We start from the raw sequence: 15,729 nt of genomic DNA on the forward strand, positions 1-15,729 counted from the left end.
CAACCGGGTTACCCCATGTTTGCCATGCTGGGCAAGGCATTTTCATTATTATCGTTTGGAGATAATACCAAAGTGGCTTATTTTACTAATTTAGGTTCGGCGCTGGCCAGTGGCGCAACAGTGATGTTTTTATTCTGGACGATCACCGCGCTGGCCAAAAAACTGCTTATCAGTAAAGATGAAACCGCGACAACTCATCAGCTGATCCTGATCATGGGCGCAGGGTTGGTAGGTGCCCTGGCTTTTACCTATACGGATACCTTTTGGTTTTCGGCGGTAGAAACCATCGTATTCGCGCTATCGTCCTTATGTACGGCGGTGGTATTTTGGGCTATTTTAAAGTGGGATGCCCATGCCGGTGAGCCCGGGGCCGATAAATGGATCGTGTTGATCGCTTACATCATCGGATTATCTATCGGCATACACCTGCTTAACCTGTTAACCATTCCGGCCATCGCTATGGTTTATTACCTGCGCCGGTTTAAAACACCAACTTTAAAAAAGGGTATTGTGGTTTTTATGGTCAGTATTGTAATACTGGGTTTGGTGCAATACGGCATCAGGGAATATACCATCAAAGGCGCGGCTTATTTCGATCTGTTTTTTGTAAACAGTTTGGGTTTCAGTTTTGGCAGCGGAGCTGTGGTTTTCTTCCTGCTTATTATAGCTGCAATTACCGCAGGTATTATTTACAGCATCAAACATAAAAAGCCTGCCTTAAACCTGGCGCTGGTTTGTTTAGCCTTTATTTATTTTGGCTATGGCTCATTTGCCTATATCCCTATCCGCGCCAGTGCCAATACCAATCTGAACAACTCGCATCCGGATAATGCGTTTACGCTGAACGGCTATCTTAACCGCATACAATACGGTGAAACGCCATTGCTTTACGGCCCATTATATGACGCTAAGATTATTGATCAAACAGAGGGTAGCGCCATGTACCGTAAGGGCCGTAACCGTTATGAGGTTGCCGGCAAAAGACCCAATTATATATTTGACCATAATACCATCATCCCGCGTATGCACAGCACCGAGGGCGACAGTGATTTTGACCAGAACGTGCAGTTTTACAAGCAATGGCTTAACCTGGCGGATGGCCACAAACCAACCTTTATTGATAATATGCGCTGGATGCTGAGCTGGCAAATGTACCAGATGTACTGGCGCTACTTTCTGTGGAACTTTGTTGGCCGCTACAACGATGCCGACGGCCAAACCAGCACAGCAAGCATTGATGGTAACTGGACATCGGGATGGTTCGATGGCGCTAAGCACTTGCCTAAATCTGTTACGGATTCAAATACTTATACACCTTTGTATGCGCTGCCGCTGGTTGTTGGTTTATTAGGGATGGTTTACCACTTCAGGCGTAAACAAGGCGATGCTACGGTAGTAACTCTACTTTGGTTTTTTACCGGGCTGGCCATCGTGTTGTACGTGAACCAGGCCAATCTGCAGCCCCGTGAGCGCGATTACTCCTACGTGGGCTCCTTTTACGCGTTTGCCATTTGGATTGGCCTGGGCGTTTTGGCTATTAACGACTTCGTTAAACGTAAAGTAAATGCCCGTGGGGCGGCGTTGGCTTCGGTAGTTGTATGTTTGCTGATAGCTCCGGTATTGCTGGCCCGGCAGGAGTGGGCGGGACATGACCGGTCAACCAAGACCACGGCCCGCGACATGGCCTATAATTTCCTGATATCGTGCCCTAAAAACGCCATTTTGTTTACTTATGGGGATAACGATACCTACTCGCTCTGGTATACTCAAGAGGTAGAAGGGGTGAGACCCGATGTACGTATTGTATGTAACAGCCTTTTGGGGATGGATTGGTATATCCGCCAGATGGGCCATCCCATGAACCAATCGGCTCCTTTGCCTATTACTATGCCGTTTGATAAATACAAACAAGGTGTACGCGATGTAATAGCCTACAGCGATGCTAAAATACCGGGCTCGGTTAATGTAAAGGAGGTTTTTGATTTCATCACATCCGACGATAGCCGCACCAAGGTAGAATACCAGAATGGCGAAACCATGAACTACCTGCCAACCAAAAACTTTAAACTGGCCGTTAACCCCGATGAGCTGGTAAAAAATGGTATGGTTACCGCCGCCCAAAAAAGTCAGCTCGGCAACAGCATGGAGTGGACGTATAACAAAAATTTTATGTTTAAGGATAACCTGGCCATTATGGATATACTGGCGCATAATAACTGGAAGCGTCCTATCTGTTTTAGCATAGGCTTTGGGCAGGATAATATGGGCGGTTTGCAGCCTTACATGTACAAGGAGGGTTTTGTGTACCAGGTGATACCCTTTAAGGCAGATACTTCACTGCAAAATCAATTAAGTAAAGTAAACAGCCTGGTGATGTACAATAATGTGATGAACAAATTCAGGTTTGGTAATTTTAAACATGCCCGGTATCTTGACGATGTATCTAAAACCCAGTTTTACCCTTATATAGAAACCACTTTTCATGACCTGGCACAAGGCTTAATTAAAGATGGTCACAACGACCTTGCCCTGAACGCCCTGCATAAGTTTGATCAGGAAATGCCGGATATTAACCCAACTATTGACTCTGCTCACCGTAAACTACAACTGGCACAAGTGGCTTACAGACTAAATGATAAAGAGCTTGCTAATCGCTACGTAAAAGGAATTGATGATTACCTGACCGATCAACTTGCTTATAACTACACCTTGCTGCAAAAGCAATCAGAAGCACTAAATGCCAACGAAGTGCAATACCAATTATATGTGTTGAACGGACTGGCTGATACCGCTAAATATTACAAGGAAACTGCCTTGCACAACCGCTTTCAGGCGCAGTTGGACGATTACGGAAATAAGTTCGCGGCGTTGCTGAACAGACAGTAATTTTTATTAAAGACTTCCGAAGTTTTTAAAACTTCGGAAGTCTTCTAACATTCTTATAATTTCAACTTTAGTAAATCTTCTGGCACATCAACAGCGTAGGTTTCCAGTTCGGTTTCCGCTACTCTAATGCGGTAACCATTCTCTATCCAACGGAGTTGCTCCAGGCTTTCAGCTTTTTCCAGTGATGATACCGGGAGTTTGGTTATCTGCTGCAATACATCGGCGCGGTAGCCGTATATGCCTATGTGTTTAAAAAAGGTGTAAAATTCTAACCAGTTCTCCGGTTGTTGCCCGCGGATGTGAGGCAGGGCCGAGCGTGAAAAATAAACGGCCTCCGATAGCTTATTTACCACCACTTTGGGCGAGTTATTATTAAAAAGTTCTTCTTCGGTTTTGATCTTTTTAATGAGGGTAGCCAGTTGCGTATCGGTATCATTAAAGCAGGCGGTAAGCTTGGTGATCTGTTCGGGATCAATATAAGGTTCATCACCCTGAATGTTGATGATCACGTCGTATTCCGGATGTTTGCTGGCTACTTCGGCGCAGCGGTCGGTACCGCTTTGGTGTGTGTCGGCAGTCATAACGGCTACACCGCCAAAGGCCTGGGTATGGTTAAATATGCGGTCATCATCAGTAGCCACAATAACCTCGCTCAGGCTGCTGCATTTTTTGGCTTGCTCATAAACACGCTGTATCATGCTTTTGCCGGCAATATCAACCAAAGGTTTCCCCGGAAAACGGGAAGAAGCATAACGAGCGGGTATGATGCCGAGAATTTTCATTTGTTACGTTGTACGTTTTAGGTTGTACGTAATACGTATAGCCTTATAAAATATGAATGATTTGTTATGTGGTACGTTATACGTTTTAAGTAATACGTTTTAACCTAACTGGATTATTTCAGGTCTTGTTTTGTGGTATTCAACGTAAAACGTATCACGTCCAACGTAAAACCCTTTCCTAAAATAGCCCATTAATTTCCCGTTCAATAAGTTGAACAATGGTGGCCATGTCTTCGGTGTTGTTGGCAAAGTCCAAGTTATCTTTATCAAGCACCAACAGCTTACCCAGTTTGTAGTTTTTTATCCACTTGTCGTATTTCTCGTTTAGTTTGGATAAGTAATCAATCCTGATGCCTATTTCGTATTCGCGGCCGCGGCGTTGAATATTATTTACCAGGGTAGGTACTGATGCTTTTAGGTAAACCAGCAGGTCAGGCGGTTTAATGTATTCAGTTATATTTTCAAATATCGACTTATAGTTTTCGTAGTCGCGGGTAGTCATGAGGCCCATATCATGCAGGTTTTCGGCAAAAATGTATGCATCCTCATAAATGGTTCTATCCTGCAGAATGTTGCGCCCGCTTTTCTGAATATCGATGATCTGGCGATAACGGCTGTTCAGGAAATAGATCTGCAGATTAAAGCTCCAGCGTTTCATGTCGCTGTAAAAATCTTCCAGGTAGGGGTTATTATCAACAGCTTCAAACAAAGGATCCCATCCGTAATTATGTGCCAGCATTTCGGTGAGGGTGGTTTTGCCGGCGCCTATGTTTCCTACAATAGCTATGTGCATATATGGTAAATGTTTGAATCAGAATTTTCCTAATTTACAGAATTCTCAGAATTATAAAAGAATATCGGCAAATTCTGATTCTGACAATAACCGCTTAAAAATTCCTGAAACCTATAATTTCGCGTACCTCCCGGAGGGTTTTGCCGGCACTTTCGCGGGCTTTTTCTGCACCCATTTTGGCTACTTTGCTTAAATAAGCAGCATCGCCGGCAATAGCATTGATGTGGTCGCGGATAGGGGCGGTAGCATTGATCATGTCTTCTGCAAGCTGCTTTTTCAGGTCGCCGTAGCGGATGCTCATGGTATTGTACAGGTTGTCAAAATGAGCTACGGTATCTGGTGTCGAAACCACGGCCATCAGATCAAACAGGTTTTGGATCTCCGTAGGTTTGGTCTGGTTTTCGGTAGTAGGGCCGGCATCGGTTACTGCGCGCATTACCTTTTTGCGGATAGCCTCCGGGGTATCGCTCAGAAATATAGCGTTGCCCTCGCCTTCAGATTTACCCATTTTTCCTTTGCCATCAAGCCCCGGTATTTTTACCAGGTTATGGCTGTAGTTAAAAGCAAAAGGCTCAGGGAAATAATCATGGTTATACAACCTGTTGAAACGGTTGCCAAAAGTACGGGCCATTTCCAGGTGTTGTTCCTGATCTTTACCAACAGGTACTTTGGTAGCTTTATGTATAATAATATCCACGGCCATTAATACCGGATAGGTAAGCAGGCCAGCGTTTACATTTTCGGGGTTGGCGCGCACTTTATCTTTAAACGAGGTGCTGCGTTCCAGCTCGCCAAGGTAGGCGTTCATGTTCATGTACAGGTATAGTTCAGAAATTTCCGGAACGTCTGACTGTACGTAGATAGTCGCTTTTTCCGGGTCGATGCCCGCAGCAAGGTATTCTACCAAAACCTGTTTTACATTGTTGTGTAAATTGGCAGGTGTTGGGTGTGTGGTTAAGGAGTGCAGATCGGCAATAAAAAAGAAGCAGTTAAACTCCGACTGCATTTTTATAAAGTTTTGCAACGCTCCGTAGTAATTTCCTAAGTGCAGATTTCCGGTTGATCGGATGCCGCTAACAACAGTTTCCATAGGGTGCGAAAGTAAGTATTTTTTCTATTTTTGATGAAGATGAAATTGATATTGAAGAAGGCGCACCTGGGTTTTTATGTGTTTGGCGTAGCGCTTTTTTATTTTATATTCTGGCCTTTTTTCTATTACTGCTCTCTGAAACCCGGACGTTTTAAAAGGTTAAACAGCCTTCGGCGCCGCTGGGCTATAACGGGTTCGGCATTTGCAGGTATTTTTTATCGTTTTGAATTTGAGCAGCCTGTTGACTGGAGAAAAACCTATATTGTTTGCCCAAACCATACCTCCAACCTGGATATCAATGCCATGTGTACCCTGGTAAATGCCAATTGCAGCTTTATGGGTAAGCAGGAACTGGAAGACGGCATCGTGACGAGGTTGTTTTTTCGTACGGTTGATATTCCGGTTAACCGGGATAGTAAAATGTCGTCATTCCGGGCATTTAAAAAAGCTGCCGAAAAATTGCAGAGCGGGGTAACGCTCATCATATTTCCGGAGGGAGGCATTGCCAATGATTATCCACCCCTGCTGCAGGAGTTTAAAAACGGCCCTTTCAGGCTCGCTATCGACTTAAAAATACCTATACTCCCGGTAACGGCAATAAATACCTGGCAGCTTTTCTGGGACGATGGTAAAAAGTACGGTAGCAGACCAGGTGTTTGTAAATATCACGTGCATAAACCTATTGAAACGTCGCATTTAACCATAAACGATGCGGATGCTCTTCGCGATCAAGTGTATCATGTTATGAAACAGCAACTTGATCAAACGCAGTCGACCGCCATAGTTTAGCTTGCGCTAAAGTGAGTATTTTTTCTAATTTTGGTCGCGATGAAATTGATGTTGAAAAGGATACACACTTATTTTTACAGGTATAGTGTCGCGTTCTTTTTTATACTTTGCTGGCCGGTGCTGTACCTGCTGGGCAAAAATCCGAAGCATTATCAATACATCAATAAATTCAGGCGGGGGATAGCTTTTGTAAGTTCGGCTGTCGCGGGCATTTTTTACCGTGCCACTTATGAAGAGCCTATCGACTGGAACCGTACCTATGTGATATGCCCTAACCATACCTCAAATCTGGATGTATCGGCTGTGAGCACCAATTTGCATAATAATCATTGTTTTATTGGCAAGGAAGAGTTGCTGGATAACTATGTACTGAACTTTTTTTTCAATACCATTGATATCACCGTTAACCGGGATAGCAAAATGTCGTCGTTCCGGGCATTTAAGTTAGCTGCCGAAAAATTAAAGGAGGGGGTAAGTGTGGTGATCTTCCCGGAAGCCACTATTCCGGATGTTTATCCGCCAACATTACACCAATTTAAGAACGGCCCTTTCAGGCTGGCCATTGAAATGAAGGTGCCTATAATTCCGGTTACATCACTGGATACCTGGAAAGTGCTTTGGGATACCGGTAAAGAATTTGGCAGCAGACCCGGAATTTGTGATATATTTGTACATAAACCCATTGAAACGGCTCATTTGACATTAGACGATGCCGACGCACTGCGCAACCAGGTTTATAATATTATTGATAAAAAACTGCAACAGGCATGACCATAGATAAAGAAACAGTTGAAAAAGTAGCACATCTGGCCCGTTTGGAGCTTAATGAAACGGAAAAGCAGGAAATGATCAAGGATATGAGCAAGATACTTGATTTTATGGCCAAACTGAATGAACTGGATACATCGGGTGTTGAACCGCTTGTTTACATGACAGGCGACGTTAATGTTTTGCGTGAGGATGTTGTAAAACAGCAAATTACCCATGAAGAGGCCTTACAAAACGCGCCTAAACATGATGAAGATTATTTTCTGGTTGCCAAGGTGATCGAGAAATAAGTCGAAATTCAAAAATAAAAAGTCAAAACTGACGGTTGCTTGTTAGTTTAATGAACCTTTGAATTTTTAATTTTGACTTTAAAACCGTAACAAAACATACCTATCCGAAGTCAAAATAGAAAATACAAATGGAGCAGATAGCTACAGCCAAACCTTTAATAACCATTAACGATATCGGGCGTAAATACGTAATTGGTACCGAGGTGATCCATGCGCTTAAATCGGTATCACTTACTATTAACAAAGGCGAATTTGTAGCATTGATGGGCCCATCAGGCTCGGGCAAGTCAACCCTGATGAATATTTTAGGCTGCCTGGATACGCCAAGCAAAGGTGAATATATATTGAACGGCATCAACGTAAGCCACATGACCGATAATGAGCTGGCCGAAGTTCGTAACTCCGAGATCGGTTTCGTTTTCCAAACATTTAACTTATTGCCCCGTAATACCGCGCTTGATAACGTGGCCCTGCCTTTAATTTATGCCGGTATCAGTAAAGAAAAACGTACCGAGCGTGCCACCAATGCCCTTAAAAATGTGGGCCTGGGTAACCGTATAGATCACAAACCGAATGAACTATCAGGCGGTCAACGGCAGCGTGTTGCCGTAGCGCGTGCGCTTATTAACGATCCATCCATTATTTTGGCCGATGAGCCTACCGGTAACCTCGATACCAAAACATCTATCGAGATCATGGGCCTTATTGAAGATATACATGCCAAAGGCAATACCATTATCCTGGTAACGCATGAGGAGGATATAGCCATGCACGCCCACCGTATTGTACGTATGCGGGACGGACTGGTTGAAAAAGACTACATTAATACTGAAATTCAAACAGTAAACCGCCGGGTTGAGGAGGTGTAGGGTAAAAGAATTTAAACCCAGAAAAATAAAACCATATAAAAATGAAGCCGGTTTAATCATGTTAAACCGGCTTTAATTTTTATAAATTTTATTGCTATTAATACTTATACGGCTCCATTTTACCACATGAGCAGGCACAGTTGGCATCGGTAAGTCCCATTTTCTTTAAAAAGAACTGGTAAAAGCCAATACGGTCATTCATGTTGTACATGTTATCACCTTTGTTACATTCAACCTCGCCGTTTACAATGTTGATGGTCATGCCGAAGCCGGGTGTGCGGCCTTTGGCCTTATCAACCGCGTTGGGCTGCCATTTGCCGGTCATTACATCATGGGCCGATGGTTTGTGAGTTTCGGGTGTCATCCAGAAATAAATGGCAGCTTTAAAGGCAACTACCGGGTCGGTTTCTACCAGATCGGGATTATTCAACAATATTTTAGGATCGCCAAAAATACAGTTTGATGCCAGGCCATAGTTGCCATTGTAGCTCAGTTGCATTGGGCCGCGGCCATAGTATTTTTTACCGGCAACAGGAGGATATTCGTCACTTTCAGCAATATAGGTTAGGGCGGTATTGCTTTCGTGTATCAGCATGAGGCCATCGGTGTAAGTGGCGTTTTCGCCGTGACGGGTTTCATGGGCTATATGTGCAAAAAAGGCGGCCAGCTCTTTTTTATTGGCTTCGGCGCCAAACTGCGAGCAAAAGTTACCGTAATCAACAGCAAAAGTGCTATCAGGTTTCTGCTTGGCCCAGTTCTCGTTCCAGTCCGGATCCTGACGAACAATTTGGGGTTTGCCTGTTTTTTTATCTGTGCGTATGTACTGATAAACCGACAGGGCACGGCGGGTTACTTTGATAGATATTTGGCCCAGCTCGTCGGCCGCTTTTACAAAGGCAGCATAGGTGTAAAACTTATCGCGCTGCGGAAAAAGTTCGTTAAATTGCTGTTCGGTTAAAAGGCTTGATATGGAAGCCTTTTTTTGCGGTGGCGGTGTGTTAGCAGCAGTTTGTGAACTATCCTTATTGCTGCTGCCCGTGCTGCCGCTGTTGCCACAACTAAACGCTGAAATTACCAATGCCGAAAAAAGTACAATTATTAATTTAGATGATAATATGATGGATTTCATAATTTTATTAATAACAAGTTTCACAGTATTATAAATGCAAGTTTAAGCCTATCATTTAAAAATTTACACTTCCTTAGCAAAAATTATACTACAAGTGCAAACGGGTTTAACAGTTATATGTTTTGTTAAAACAAAGATGCACAGCTCAACGGATAAAAGCATGAAGATTTATACTAAAACCGGCGATAAAGGGTTTACATCATTAATAGGAGGCACCCGTGTTGCCAAGCATCATTTACGTATTGAAAGTTATGGCACGGTTGATGAGCTTAACTCGTACATTGGCCTTATCCGCGATCAGGATATTGCCGTTCATGATAAGGAGGTATTGAAGCAGATTCAGGACAGATTGTTTACTATAGGCTCCTTATTGGCGGCAGATCCGGAGAGGTCAAAAATGGTGATACCTGATCTGCATATGACCGATGTTGAACTGCTGGAACAGGAGATGGATAATATGAATGAGCATTTGCCTGAGTTACGTCATTTTATTTTGCCAGGAGGCAGTAATACCATTTCGTTTTGCCATATTGCAAGATGTATTTGCAGACGGGCCGAAAGGATAACCGTTCACTTAGCAGAGGAAAGTACCGTTGATGAAAAAGTGAATATTTATCTGAACAGGTTGAGCGATTACCTGTTCACCCTGGCACGTAAAATTGGTAATGATGGTAAAATACCTGAAAATCAATGGATACCCCGGATTTGATAATATGAAAAAAAATATTGATATTCCAATTGAAAATATTATACTTTTGCGAAAAAGTTAATTTACTGAATAATTATAAATAGAGAAACATGTATTGGACACTTGAATTGGCATCTCACCTTGAAGATGCGCCCTGGCCCGCAACAAAAGATGAATTAATTGATTACGCTATCCGTTCAGGAGCTCCTGTTGAGGTTATAGAAAACCTGCAAGCATTGGAGGATGATGGCGAACCTTACGAAAATATAGAGGAAATTTGGCCCGACTATCCGACTAAAGACGATTTCTTTTTTAACGAAGACGAATATTAACAGCATTAAAAACCCTTTATAAAAGGGTTTTTTTGTGGGCACTACTTTTTGGAATGATTTTAGTAATAATGCTTAAATATTTTATCATTATCACTTAAAACTTACTAAAATGAGAGGTCTATTGTACATTATCGCAGTTATCCTGGTAATAGGATGGATATTTGGTTTTTTCTTTAATCACGCCAGCGGTCTGATCCATATTTTATTGGTTATAGCTGTTATTGCCGTGCTTTTAGGAATTATCAGAAGAGCATAACATTCCCAATTTCCAGAACAAAATAAAAAACCATCTGCTATTTAAGCAGATGGTTTTTTATTTAAAAGCAGTTCGGCAATAGCAATATCTTCCGGAAAGGTGATCTTAATGTTTTGGTAATCACCTTCTGTTAACTGTATCTCTATGCCGTATTGTTCGGCCACGCTCGCGTCATCGGTAAATTTTTCGGTATAAGATTGCTCATATGCTTTTTTGAGCAACCCGGCATTAAAAGTTTGTGGGGTTTGTATCAGGTAAATATGATCCCGAATTAAACTTACAGAAGTATGGTTTACCAGTTGCCTTACCGAATCGCGGCTTTTAACGGCCGTAACGGCATTTCCGTATTGCTGGGCATGTAAGTACGATGTTTCAATTATATGGGTGCTGGTAAGCGGGCGCACGGCATCATGAACCGCTACCAAAGCATCATCATCAGTTATTTGATCAAGCCCGTTTTTTACCGAATGAAAGCGTGTTTGTCCGCCAGCAACCAAAAGGTGCGGAGTGGTAAGGTTGTGCGTTTGGCATAGTTCACGCCAGTAATCATGATAGCTTTCAGGTAAAACCAGGATGATATCAGGGTTTACAGTTGTTTGTTCAAAAGCCCTGATGGTATGCATTAAAACAGGTAATCCATTCAGTAACAAAAACTGTTTGGGAACGGCCGCCTGCATACGGGTACCCGAGCCTCCGGCCACTATTAGGGCATAAGTTTTTTTAGATATGAGATGTGAGATATGAGATGTGAGATGAGGATCGGTCATCAGTTTATTTCGTGATTAATTTCAATAGCGCTAATATCTAAAACAAAAAATGAGATATGAAAACTTAATCTCATATCTCAAATCTTATATCTCACATCTAAAACTTAGATGATCAGCATGGCATCACCATAGCTGTAAAAGCGGTATTTTTCTTTAACGGCAACTTCGTAAGCGTTCATCACGTTTTCGTAACCTCCAAAAGCACAGATCATCATCAACAGGGTTGACTCAGGCGTGTGGAAATTGGTGATCATGCAATTCGCGATGCTGAAATCATATGGCGGGAAAATGAACTTACTTGTCCAGTCGTTAGCGGCTTTCAAGGTTTTATTTGCCGATACAGCCGATTCAATGGTACGCATAGAAGTGGTACCAACCGCGCAAATGCGTTTTTTACGCTCAATACCCCTGTTCACGATATCGGCTTGTTTTTGCTCGATAATGAACTGCTCAGAATCCATTTTGTGTTTGGTCAGATCCTCCACCTCAACCGGGCGAAAAGTACCTAAACCAACGTGCAGCGTAACCTCGGCAAATTCAACACCTTTTAACTCAAGGCGTTTCATCAGCTCGCGGCTAAAGTGTAAACCCGCGGTAGGTGCGGCAACAGCGCCTTCGTGCTTAGCAAAAATAGTTTGGTAACGCTCTTTATCTTCGGCGGTAGCCTTGCGTTTAATATATTTCGGAAGCGGAGTTTCGCCCAGTATCTCCACATTTTTACGGAACTCCTCGTCGGTACCATCAAACAAAAAGCGTATGGTACGGCCACGGGAGGTGGTATTATCAACAACCTCGGCAATTAAAAGGTCATCATCGCCAAAGTATAGTTTGTTACCAACACGTATTTTACGGGCCGGATCAACCAATACATCCCATAAACGGAGTTCTTTGTTTAATTCGCGCAGTAAAAATACCTCGATGGTAGCACCTGTTTTTTCTTTATTGCCATATAAACGCGCTGGGAATACTTTAGTATTGTTCAGGATCATGACATCCTTATCATCAAAATAATCCAGCACATCTTTAAATATTTTATGCTCAATTTTTCCTGAATCCTTGTGTAAAACCATTAAGCGAGCTTCGTCGCGGGTGGCTGATGGAGTATGTGCAACTAATGACTCTGGTAAATTGAATTTGAATTGAGATAATTTCATGCTTTATTAATGAATTTTCAAGGGCGCAAATGTATAAATTTTTTTTGTTAATTTCACCGATTTTTTTATGAACCGTTTTAGGTTAGAATATTGGTCAAGTTAACTAAAAAATAATGTAACTTAACTGTTGTTACCGCATCTAAAAAACAAAATATTCCATAACGTTACATTTAAAAATTGATTGTTGTTGATACAGGCTAAAAAACTGCACAATAGAATCATTAACCATTGAAATCAAAATAAGTTGTATGTTATTTTTAAAACTCTTCAGGGAAAGTTTTTTGTTTGCTTACGATGCCTTACGTCAAAACAAACTGCGAACCATGCTTTCGTTACTGGGGGTAACCATAGGGATATTTACCATTATAGCGGTTTTTTCGGCGGTAGATACCTTGCGCAATAACCTGCAAAAAAGTGTTGATAAACTGGGAAACAACAGTATTTATATTGAAAAATGGCCCTGGATAGGAGGTAGTGATTTTCCCTGGTGGAAATACCTGCAAAGGCCGGTATCAAAGCTAAGGGATTTTGACGAGCTGCAACGCCGCAGCCAAACAGCCGCAGCCATATCCTACGAAATCTCAATTGATAACCGTACCATTAAATATAAAAGTAACACGGTTGATGGTGCGCAGATAGATGCCTCATCAAAAGATCATGATAAAACCTGGAACTTTGATTTTGAAAGCGGCAGGTATTTTACCGATATGGAATCAAAAACCGGTGCTCCGGTAGTTAATATAGGTTATGATATAGCGCAAAATCTTTTCCCCGCGGGTGATGCCGTAGGTAAAGAAATTAAGGTGATGGGGCGTTATGTTACTGTGGTAGGGGTTTTTGCAAAGCAGGGCAAGGATATGCTCAACATATCAACCGATAAAGAAGTGCTGCTGCCCCTTAATTTTGCACACAATTTGATTGATATTCAAAACGAAAAATACAGGCCATCTATTATTGTCCGCGGTAAAAAAGGTATCCCCGTAGATGATGTAGAGAGTGAATTACAGGGTTTAATGCGCTCAATACGAAGCTTAAGGCCGGGGCAGGAAGATAACTTTTCCCTGAACAGAACTACCATGCTCACCAACGCGTTGGATGACCTATTTAGCATCGTAAACAAAGGGGGCTTTATTATAGGCTTATTCTCCATGCTGGTTGGTGGGTTTGGTATTGCCAACATCATGTTTGTATCGGTAAAAGAACGTACCAATATTATAGGTATCCAAAAATCATTAGGAGCAAAAAACTATTTTATATTACTGCAATTCTTAATTGAATCCATAGCGCTTTGTTTGCTTGGTGGTTTGGTTGGCCTTATCATGGTGTATTTTTCAACCTTTGGCGTGAAGGCCATATTTGACGTACAAGTGGTGCTTGACATTAATAATGTTATAAAAGGGTTAGGCTTTTCGTTAGGGATTGGTATAATTTCGGGAATTATCCCGGCGTACTTTGCTTCAAGGCTCGACCCTGTTGAAGCCATACGTACCAATTAAAAGCGCATAATTACCCTACTTTCCGGATATTCTTTAAGGTGCACAATCAAAAAGTTTTTTTAACAATAAATTGATGAAGCGCATGGGGCAAAACTGCGTTTAATTAATAGATTTGCACGTAAAATTTTACAAACTGTAATTGAGGTTAAGTGTTGTTAATACACAGATTTAATTACATTTGCTACAGATACAAATATTCTATGTCGGAAACAGCACAACTAAAAATTGGTGATAAAACATTTGATCTCCCTGTAATTGAGGGAACTGAAGGTGAAAAGGCTATTGATATTTCTAAGCTCCGTGACCAAACGGGTTATGTAACGCTTGATATTGGATACAAAAACACAGGAGCAACCAAAAGCGCTATTACTTTTTTAGATGGTGAAAAAGGCATCCTGAAATATCGCGGTTATCCGATTGAACAACTGGCCGAAAATTCAAGCTTTATTGAAGTTGCCTACCTGCTGATCTATGGTGAATTGCCTACTGAAGAGCAATTGACATCATTTCAGTATGAACTGAGCCGACATACTTTGGTACATGAGGATATGAAAAAGTTTTTTGATGGTTTCCCGTCAAAATCACATCCTATGGGCCAGTTATCATCACTGGTATCTGCTTTATCCGCATTTTATCCTGAATCATTAAAACCGGCACAAACTACCGAAGAGCTTAACCTGAGCATTATTAAAATGCTGGCAAAAATGGCTACCGTAGTATCATGGATCTACAAAAAATCATTGGGTCATCCGGTTATCTATCCTAAAAATAAATACGATTACGTTACCAACTTCATGTACATGACCTTTGGTCAGCGTACCGAAGATATTGTGATTGATCCGGTGGTGATAAGCGCTATGAACAAGTTGCTTATTTTACATGCCGATCATGAGCAAAACTGCTCAACTTCAACTGTTCGTATAGTAGGCTCGTCAGAGTCAAATATATATGCTTCTGTATCATCAGGTATATCAGCTCTTTGGGGCCCACTGCATGGTGGTGCCAACCAGGCGGTTATCGAGATGCTGGAGAAAATTAAAGACGACGGCGGCGATACCGATAAATGGATTGCTAAAGCTAAAGACAAAAATGATCCATTCCGCTTAATGGGTTTTGGTCACCGCGTATACAAAAACTTTGACCCGCGCGCTAAGATCATTAAAAAGGCCTGTGACGATATTTTAGAAAAATTAGGTATTAACGATGAGGTACTGGAAATAGCTAAAAAGCTGGAAGAAGTTGCTTTGAAAGATGAATACTTTGTTGAGCGCAAGCTATACCCTAACGTTGACTTTTATTCAGGCATTATTTACCGTGCTTTGGGCTTCCCTACAGATATGTTTACCGTGTTGTTTGCCCTGGGCCGTTTACCGGGATGGATTGCACAGTGGAAAGAAATGAAAGAGAACAAAGAGCCTATTGGCCGTCCGCGCCAGATATATACGGGTGCTACCGATAAGGAGTATACCGATATAACCAAAAGATAATTTTAAATCCACAATAACCGGCGTAAGCCGGTTGATAAAAAAATAGCGGTGATGAAATCACCGCTATTTTTTTATCCTTTATCCTTTATCCTTTATCCTTTATCCTTTATCCTTTATCCTTTATCCTTTATCCTTTATCCTTTATCCTTTATC

Annotated in this window: 16 protein-coding genes; 10 read left to right on the plus strand and 6 right to left on the minus strand. The window is 41.9% G+C overall.

Annotation, left to right across the window (positions count from 1 at the left end):
• Positions 1-2,886: DUF2723 domain-containing protein (locus AAGC65_RS19645; RefSeq protein ID WP_343114165.1), on the plus strand; the 2,886-nt coding region annotated here is incomplete at its 5' end.
• A gap of 53 nt (positions 2,887-2,939) precedes the next feature.
• Here AAGC65_RS19645 and kdsB read toward each other — a convergent pair.
• The 3 genes from kdsB to trpS all read right to left on the minus strand — a co-directional run bounded on the left by kdsB (position 2,940) and on the right by trpS (position 5,551).
• Positions 2,940-3,668: a 3-deoxy-manno-octulosonate cytidylyltransferase gene (gene kdsB, locus AAGC65_RS19650; protein ID WP_343114166.1), complete on the minus strand. Its 729-nt coding sequence runs from the start codon at positions 3,666-3,668 to the stop codon at positions 2,940-2,942.
• A gap of 178 nt (positions 3,669-3,846) precedes the next feature.
• Positions 3,847-4,461 (minus strand): deoxynucleoside kinase, encoded by a 615-nt coding sequence (locus AAGC65_RS19655; RefSeq protein WP_343114167.1) that lies wholly within the window; start codon positions 4,459-4,461, stop codon positions 3,847-3,849.
• Between the two features lie 94 nt (positions 4,462-4,555).
• Positions 4,556-5,551: a tryptophan--tRNA ligase gene (gene trpS / locus AAGC65_RS19660; RefSeq protein ID WP_343114168.1), complete on the minus strand. Its 996-nt coding sequence runs from the start codon at positions 5,549-5,551 to the stop codon at positions 4,556-4,558.
• A 39-nt stretch (positions 5,552-5,590) separates the two neighbouring features.
• On the opposite strand from trpS, the gene AAGC65_RS19665 reads away from it, so the two are divergent.
• The 4 genes from AAGC65_RS19665 to AAGC65_RS19680 all read left to right on the plus strand — a co-directional run bounded on the left by AAGC65_RS19665 (position 5,591) and on the right by AAGC65_RS19680 (position 8,267).
• A complete protein-coding gene (locus AAGC65_RS19665; protein WP_343114169.1) occupies positions 5,591-6,340 on the plus strand; it encodes a lysophospholipid acyltransferase family protein in 750 nt (249 codons plus the stop codon).
• Positions 6,341-6,379: 39 nt separating this feature from the next.
• The gene (locus AAGC65_RS19670) at positions 6,380-7,111 is read left to right on the plus strand and encodes a lysophospholipid acyltransferase family protein (RefSeq protein WP_343114170.1); all 732 of its coding nucleotides are present in this window, start codon (positions 6,380-6,382) and stop codon (positions 7,109-7,111) included.
• Complete coding sequence (gene gatC, locus AAGC65_RS19675; protein ID WP_343114171.1) at positions 7,108-7,398, plus strand: Asp-tRNA(Asn)/Glu-tRNA(Gln) amidotransferase subunit GatC; 291 nt, start codon at positions 7,108-7,110, stop codon at positions 7,396-7,398. Before AAGC65_RS19670 ends, gatC begins: the two co-directional genes overlap by 4 nt.
• A gap of 128 nt (positions 7,399-7,526) precedes the next feature.
• Positions 7,527-8,267 carry an ABC transporter ATP-binding protein gene (locus AAGC65_RS19680; RefSeq protein WP_343114172.1) on the plus strand — a complete coding sequence of 247 codons (741 nt, stop codon included), beginning with the start codon at positions 7,527-7,529 and terminating at the stop codon, positions 8,265-8,267.
• Positions 8,268-8,364: 97 nt separating this feature from the next.
• Here AAGC65_RS19680 and AAGC65_RS19685 read toward each other — a convergent pair whose 3' ends face one another.
• A complete protein-coding gene (locus AAGC65_RS19685; RefSeq protein ID WP_343114173.1) occupies positions 8,365-9,396 on the minus strand; it encodes a chitinase in 1,032 nt (343 codons plus the stop codon).
• A 160-nt stretch (positions 9,397-9,556) separates the two neighbouring features.
• Between AAGC65_RS19685 and AAGC65_RS19690 the strand changes: the two genes are divergently transcribed.
• The 3 genes from AAGC65_RS19690 (at position 9,557) to AAGC65_RS19700 (ending at position 10,672) form a co-directional block, all read left to right on the plus strand.
• Positions 9,557-10,105, plus strand: coding sequence for a cob(I)yrinic acid a,c-diamide adenosyltransferase (locus AAGC65_RS19690; RefSeq protein ID WP_343114174.1), 549 nt, complete (start codon positions 9,557-9,559; stop codon positions 10,103-10,105).
• An 89-nt stretch (positions 10,106-10,194) separates the two neighbouring features.
• Positions 10,195-10,416, plus strand: a complete 222-nt coding sequence (locus tag AAGC65_RS19695; RefSeq protein WP_002996718.1) for a DUF2795 domain-containing protein — start codon at positions 10,195-10,197, stop codon at positions 10,414-10,416.
• A 109-nt stretch (positions 10,417-10,525) separates the two neighbouring features.
• Complete coding sequence (locus tag AAGC65_RS19700; protein WP_343114175.1) at positions 10,526-10,672, plus strand: lmo0937 family membrane protein; 147 nt, start codon at positions 10,526-10,528, stop codon at positions 10,670-10,672.
• A gap of 41 nt (positions 10,673-10,713) precedes the next feature.
• Here AAGC65_RS19700 and AAGC65_RS19705 read toward each other — a convergent pair whose 3' ends face one another.
• Complete coding sequence (locus AAGC65_RS19705) at positions 10,714-11,439, minus strand: 2-C-methyl-D-erythritol 4-phosphate cytidylyltransferase (RefSeq protein ID WP_343114176.1); 726 nt, start codon at positions 11,437-11,439, stop codon at positions 10,714-10,716.
• Between the two features lie 104 nt (positions 11,440-11,543).
• The gene (gene queA / locus AAGC65_RS19710; RefSeq protein WP_343114177.1) at positions 11,544-12,593 is read right to left on the minus strand and encodes a tRNA preQ1(34) S-adenosylmethionine ribosyltransferase-isomerase QueA; all 1,050 of its coding nucleotides are present in this window, start codon (positions 12,591-12,593) and stop codon (positions 11,544-11,546) included.
• A gap of 248 nt (positions 12,594-12,841) precedes the next feature.
• On the opposite strand from queA, the gene AAGC65_RS19715 reads away from it, so the two are divergent.
• Positions 12,842-14,089 carry an ABC transporter permease gene (locus tag AAGC65_RS19715; protein WP_343114178.1) on the plus strand — a complete coding sequence of 416 codons (1,248 nt, stop codon included), beginning with the start codon at positions 12,842-12,844 and terminating at the stop codon, positions 14,087-14,089.
• Between the two features lie 200 nt (positions 14,090-14,289).
• On the plus strand, positions 14,290-15,576 hold the full coding sequence (locus tag AAGC65_RS19720) for a citrate synthase (protein ID WP_343114179.1): 1,287 nt from the start codon (positions 14,290-14,292) through the stop codon (positions 15,574-15,576).
• Positions 15,577-15,729: the final 153 nt, after the last annotated feature.

Source organism: Mucilaginibacter sp. (genome assembly GCF_039207105.1).
Classification (GTDB): Bacteria; Bacteroidota; Bacteroidia; order Sphingobacteriales; family Sphingobacteriaceae; genus Mucilaginibacter.

What these genes read in the sequence shown, in the direction of transcription:
- kdsB (WP_343114166.1), bottom strand. Translation starts at nt 3,668, where the DNA reads ATGAAAATTCTCGGCATCATACCCGCTCGTTATGCTTCTTCCCGTTTT.
- AAGC65_RS19655 (WP_343114167.1), bottom strand. Translation starts at nt 4,461, where the DNA reads ATGCACATAGCTATTGTAGGAAACATAGGCGCCGGCAAAACCACCCTC.
- trpS (WP_343114168.1), bottom strand. Translation starts at nt 5,551, where the DNA reads ATGGAAACTGTTGTTAGCGGCATCCGATCAACCGGAAATCTGCACTTA.
- AAGC65_RS19665 (WP_343114169.1), top strand. Translation starts at nt 5,591, where the DNA reads ATGAAATTGATATTGAAGAAGGCGCACCTGGGTTTTTATGTGTTTGGC.
- AAGC65_RS19670 (WP_343114170.1), top strand. Translation starts at nt 6,380, where the DNA reads ATGAAATTGATGTTGAAAAGGATACACACTTATTTTTACAGGTATAGT.
- gatC (WP_343114171.1), top strand. Translation starts at nt 7,108, where the DNA reads ATGACCATAGATAAAGAAACAGTTGAAAAAGTAGCACATCTGGCCCGT.
- AAGC65_RS19680 (WP_343114172.1), top strand. Translation starts at nt 7,527, where the DNA reads ATGGAGCAGATAGCTACAGCCAAACCTTTAATAACCATTAACGATATC.
- AAGC65_RS19685 (WP_343114173.1), bottom strand. Translation starts at nt 9,396, where the DNA reads ATGAAATCCATCATATTATCATCTAAATTAATAATTGTACTTTTTTCG.
- AAGC65_RS19690 (WP_343114174.1), top strand. Translation starts at nt 9,557, where the DNA reads ATGAAGATTTATACTAAAACCGGCGATAAAGGGTTTACATCATTAATA.
- AAGC65_RS19695 (WP_002996718.1), top strand. Translation starts at nt 10,195, where the DNA reads ATGTATTGGACACTTGAATTGGCATCTCACCTTGAAGATGCGCCCTGG.
- AAGC65_RS19700 (WP_343114175.1), top strand. Translation starts at nt 10,526, where the DNA reads ATGAGAGGTCTATTGTACATTATCGCAGTTATCCTGGTAATAGGATGG.
- AAGC65_RS19705 (WP_343114176.1), bottom strand. Translation starts at nt 11,439, where the DNA reads ATGACCGATCCTCATCTCACATCTCATATCTCACATCTCATATCTAAA.
- queA (WP_343114177.1), bottom strand. Translation starts at nt 12,593, where the DNA reads ATGAAATTATCTCAATTCAAATTCAATTTACCAGAGTCATTAGTTGCA.
- AAGC65_RS19715 (WP_343114178.1), top strand. Translation starts at nt 12,842, where the DNA reads ATGTTATTTTTAAAACTCTTCAGGGAAAGTTTTTTGTTTGCTTACGAT.
- AAGC65_RS19720 (WP_343114179.1), top strand. Translation starts at nt 14,290, where the DNA reads ATGTCGGAAACAGCACAACTAAAAATTGGTGATAAAACATTTGATCTC.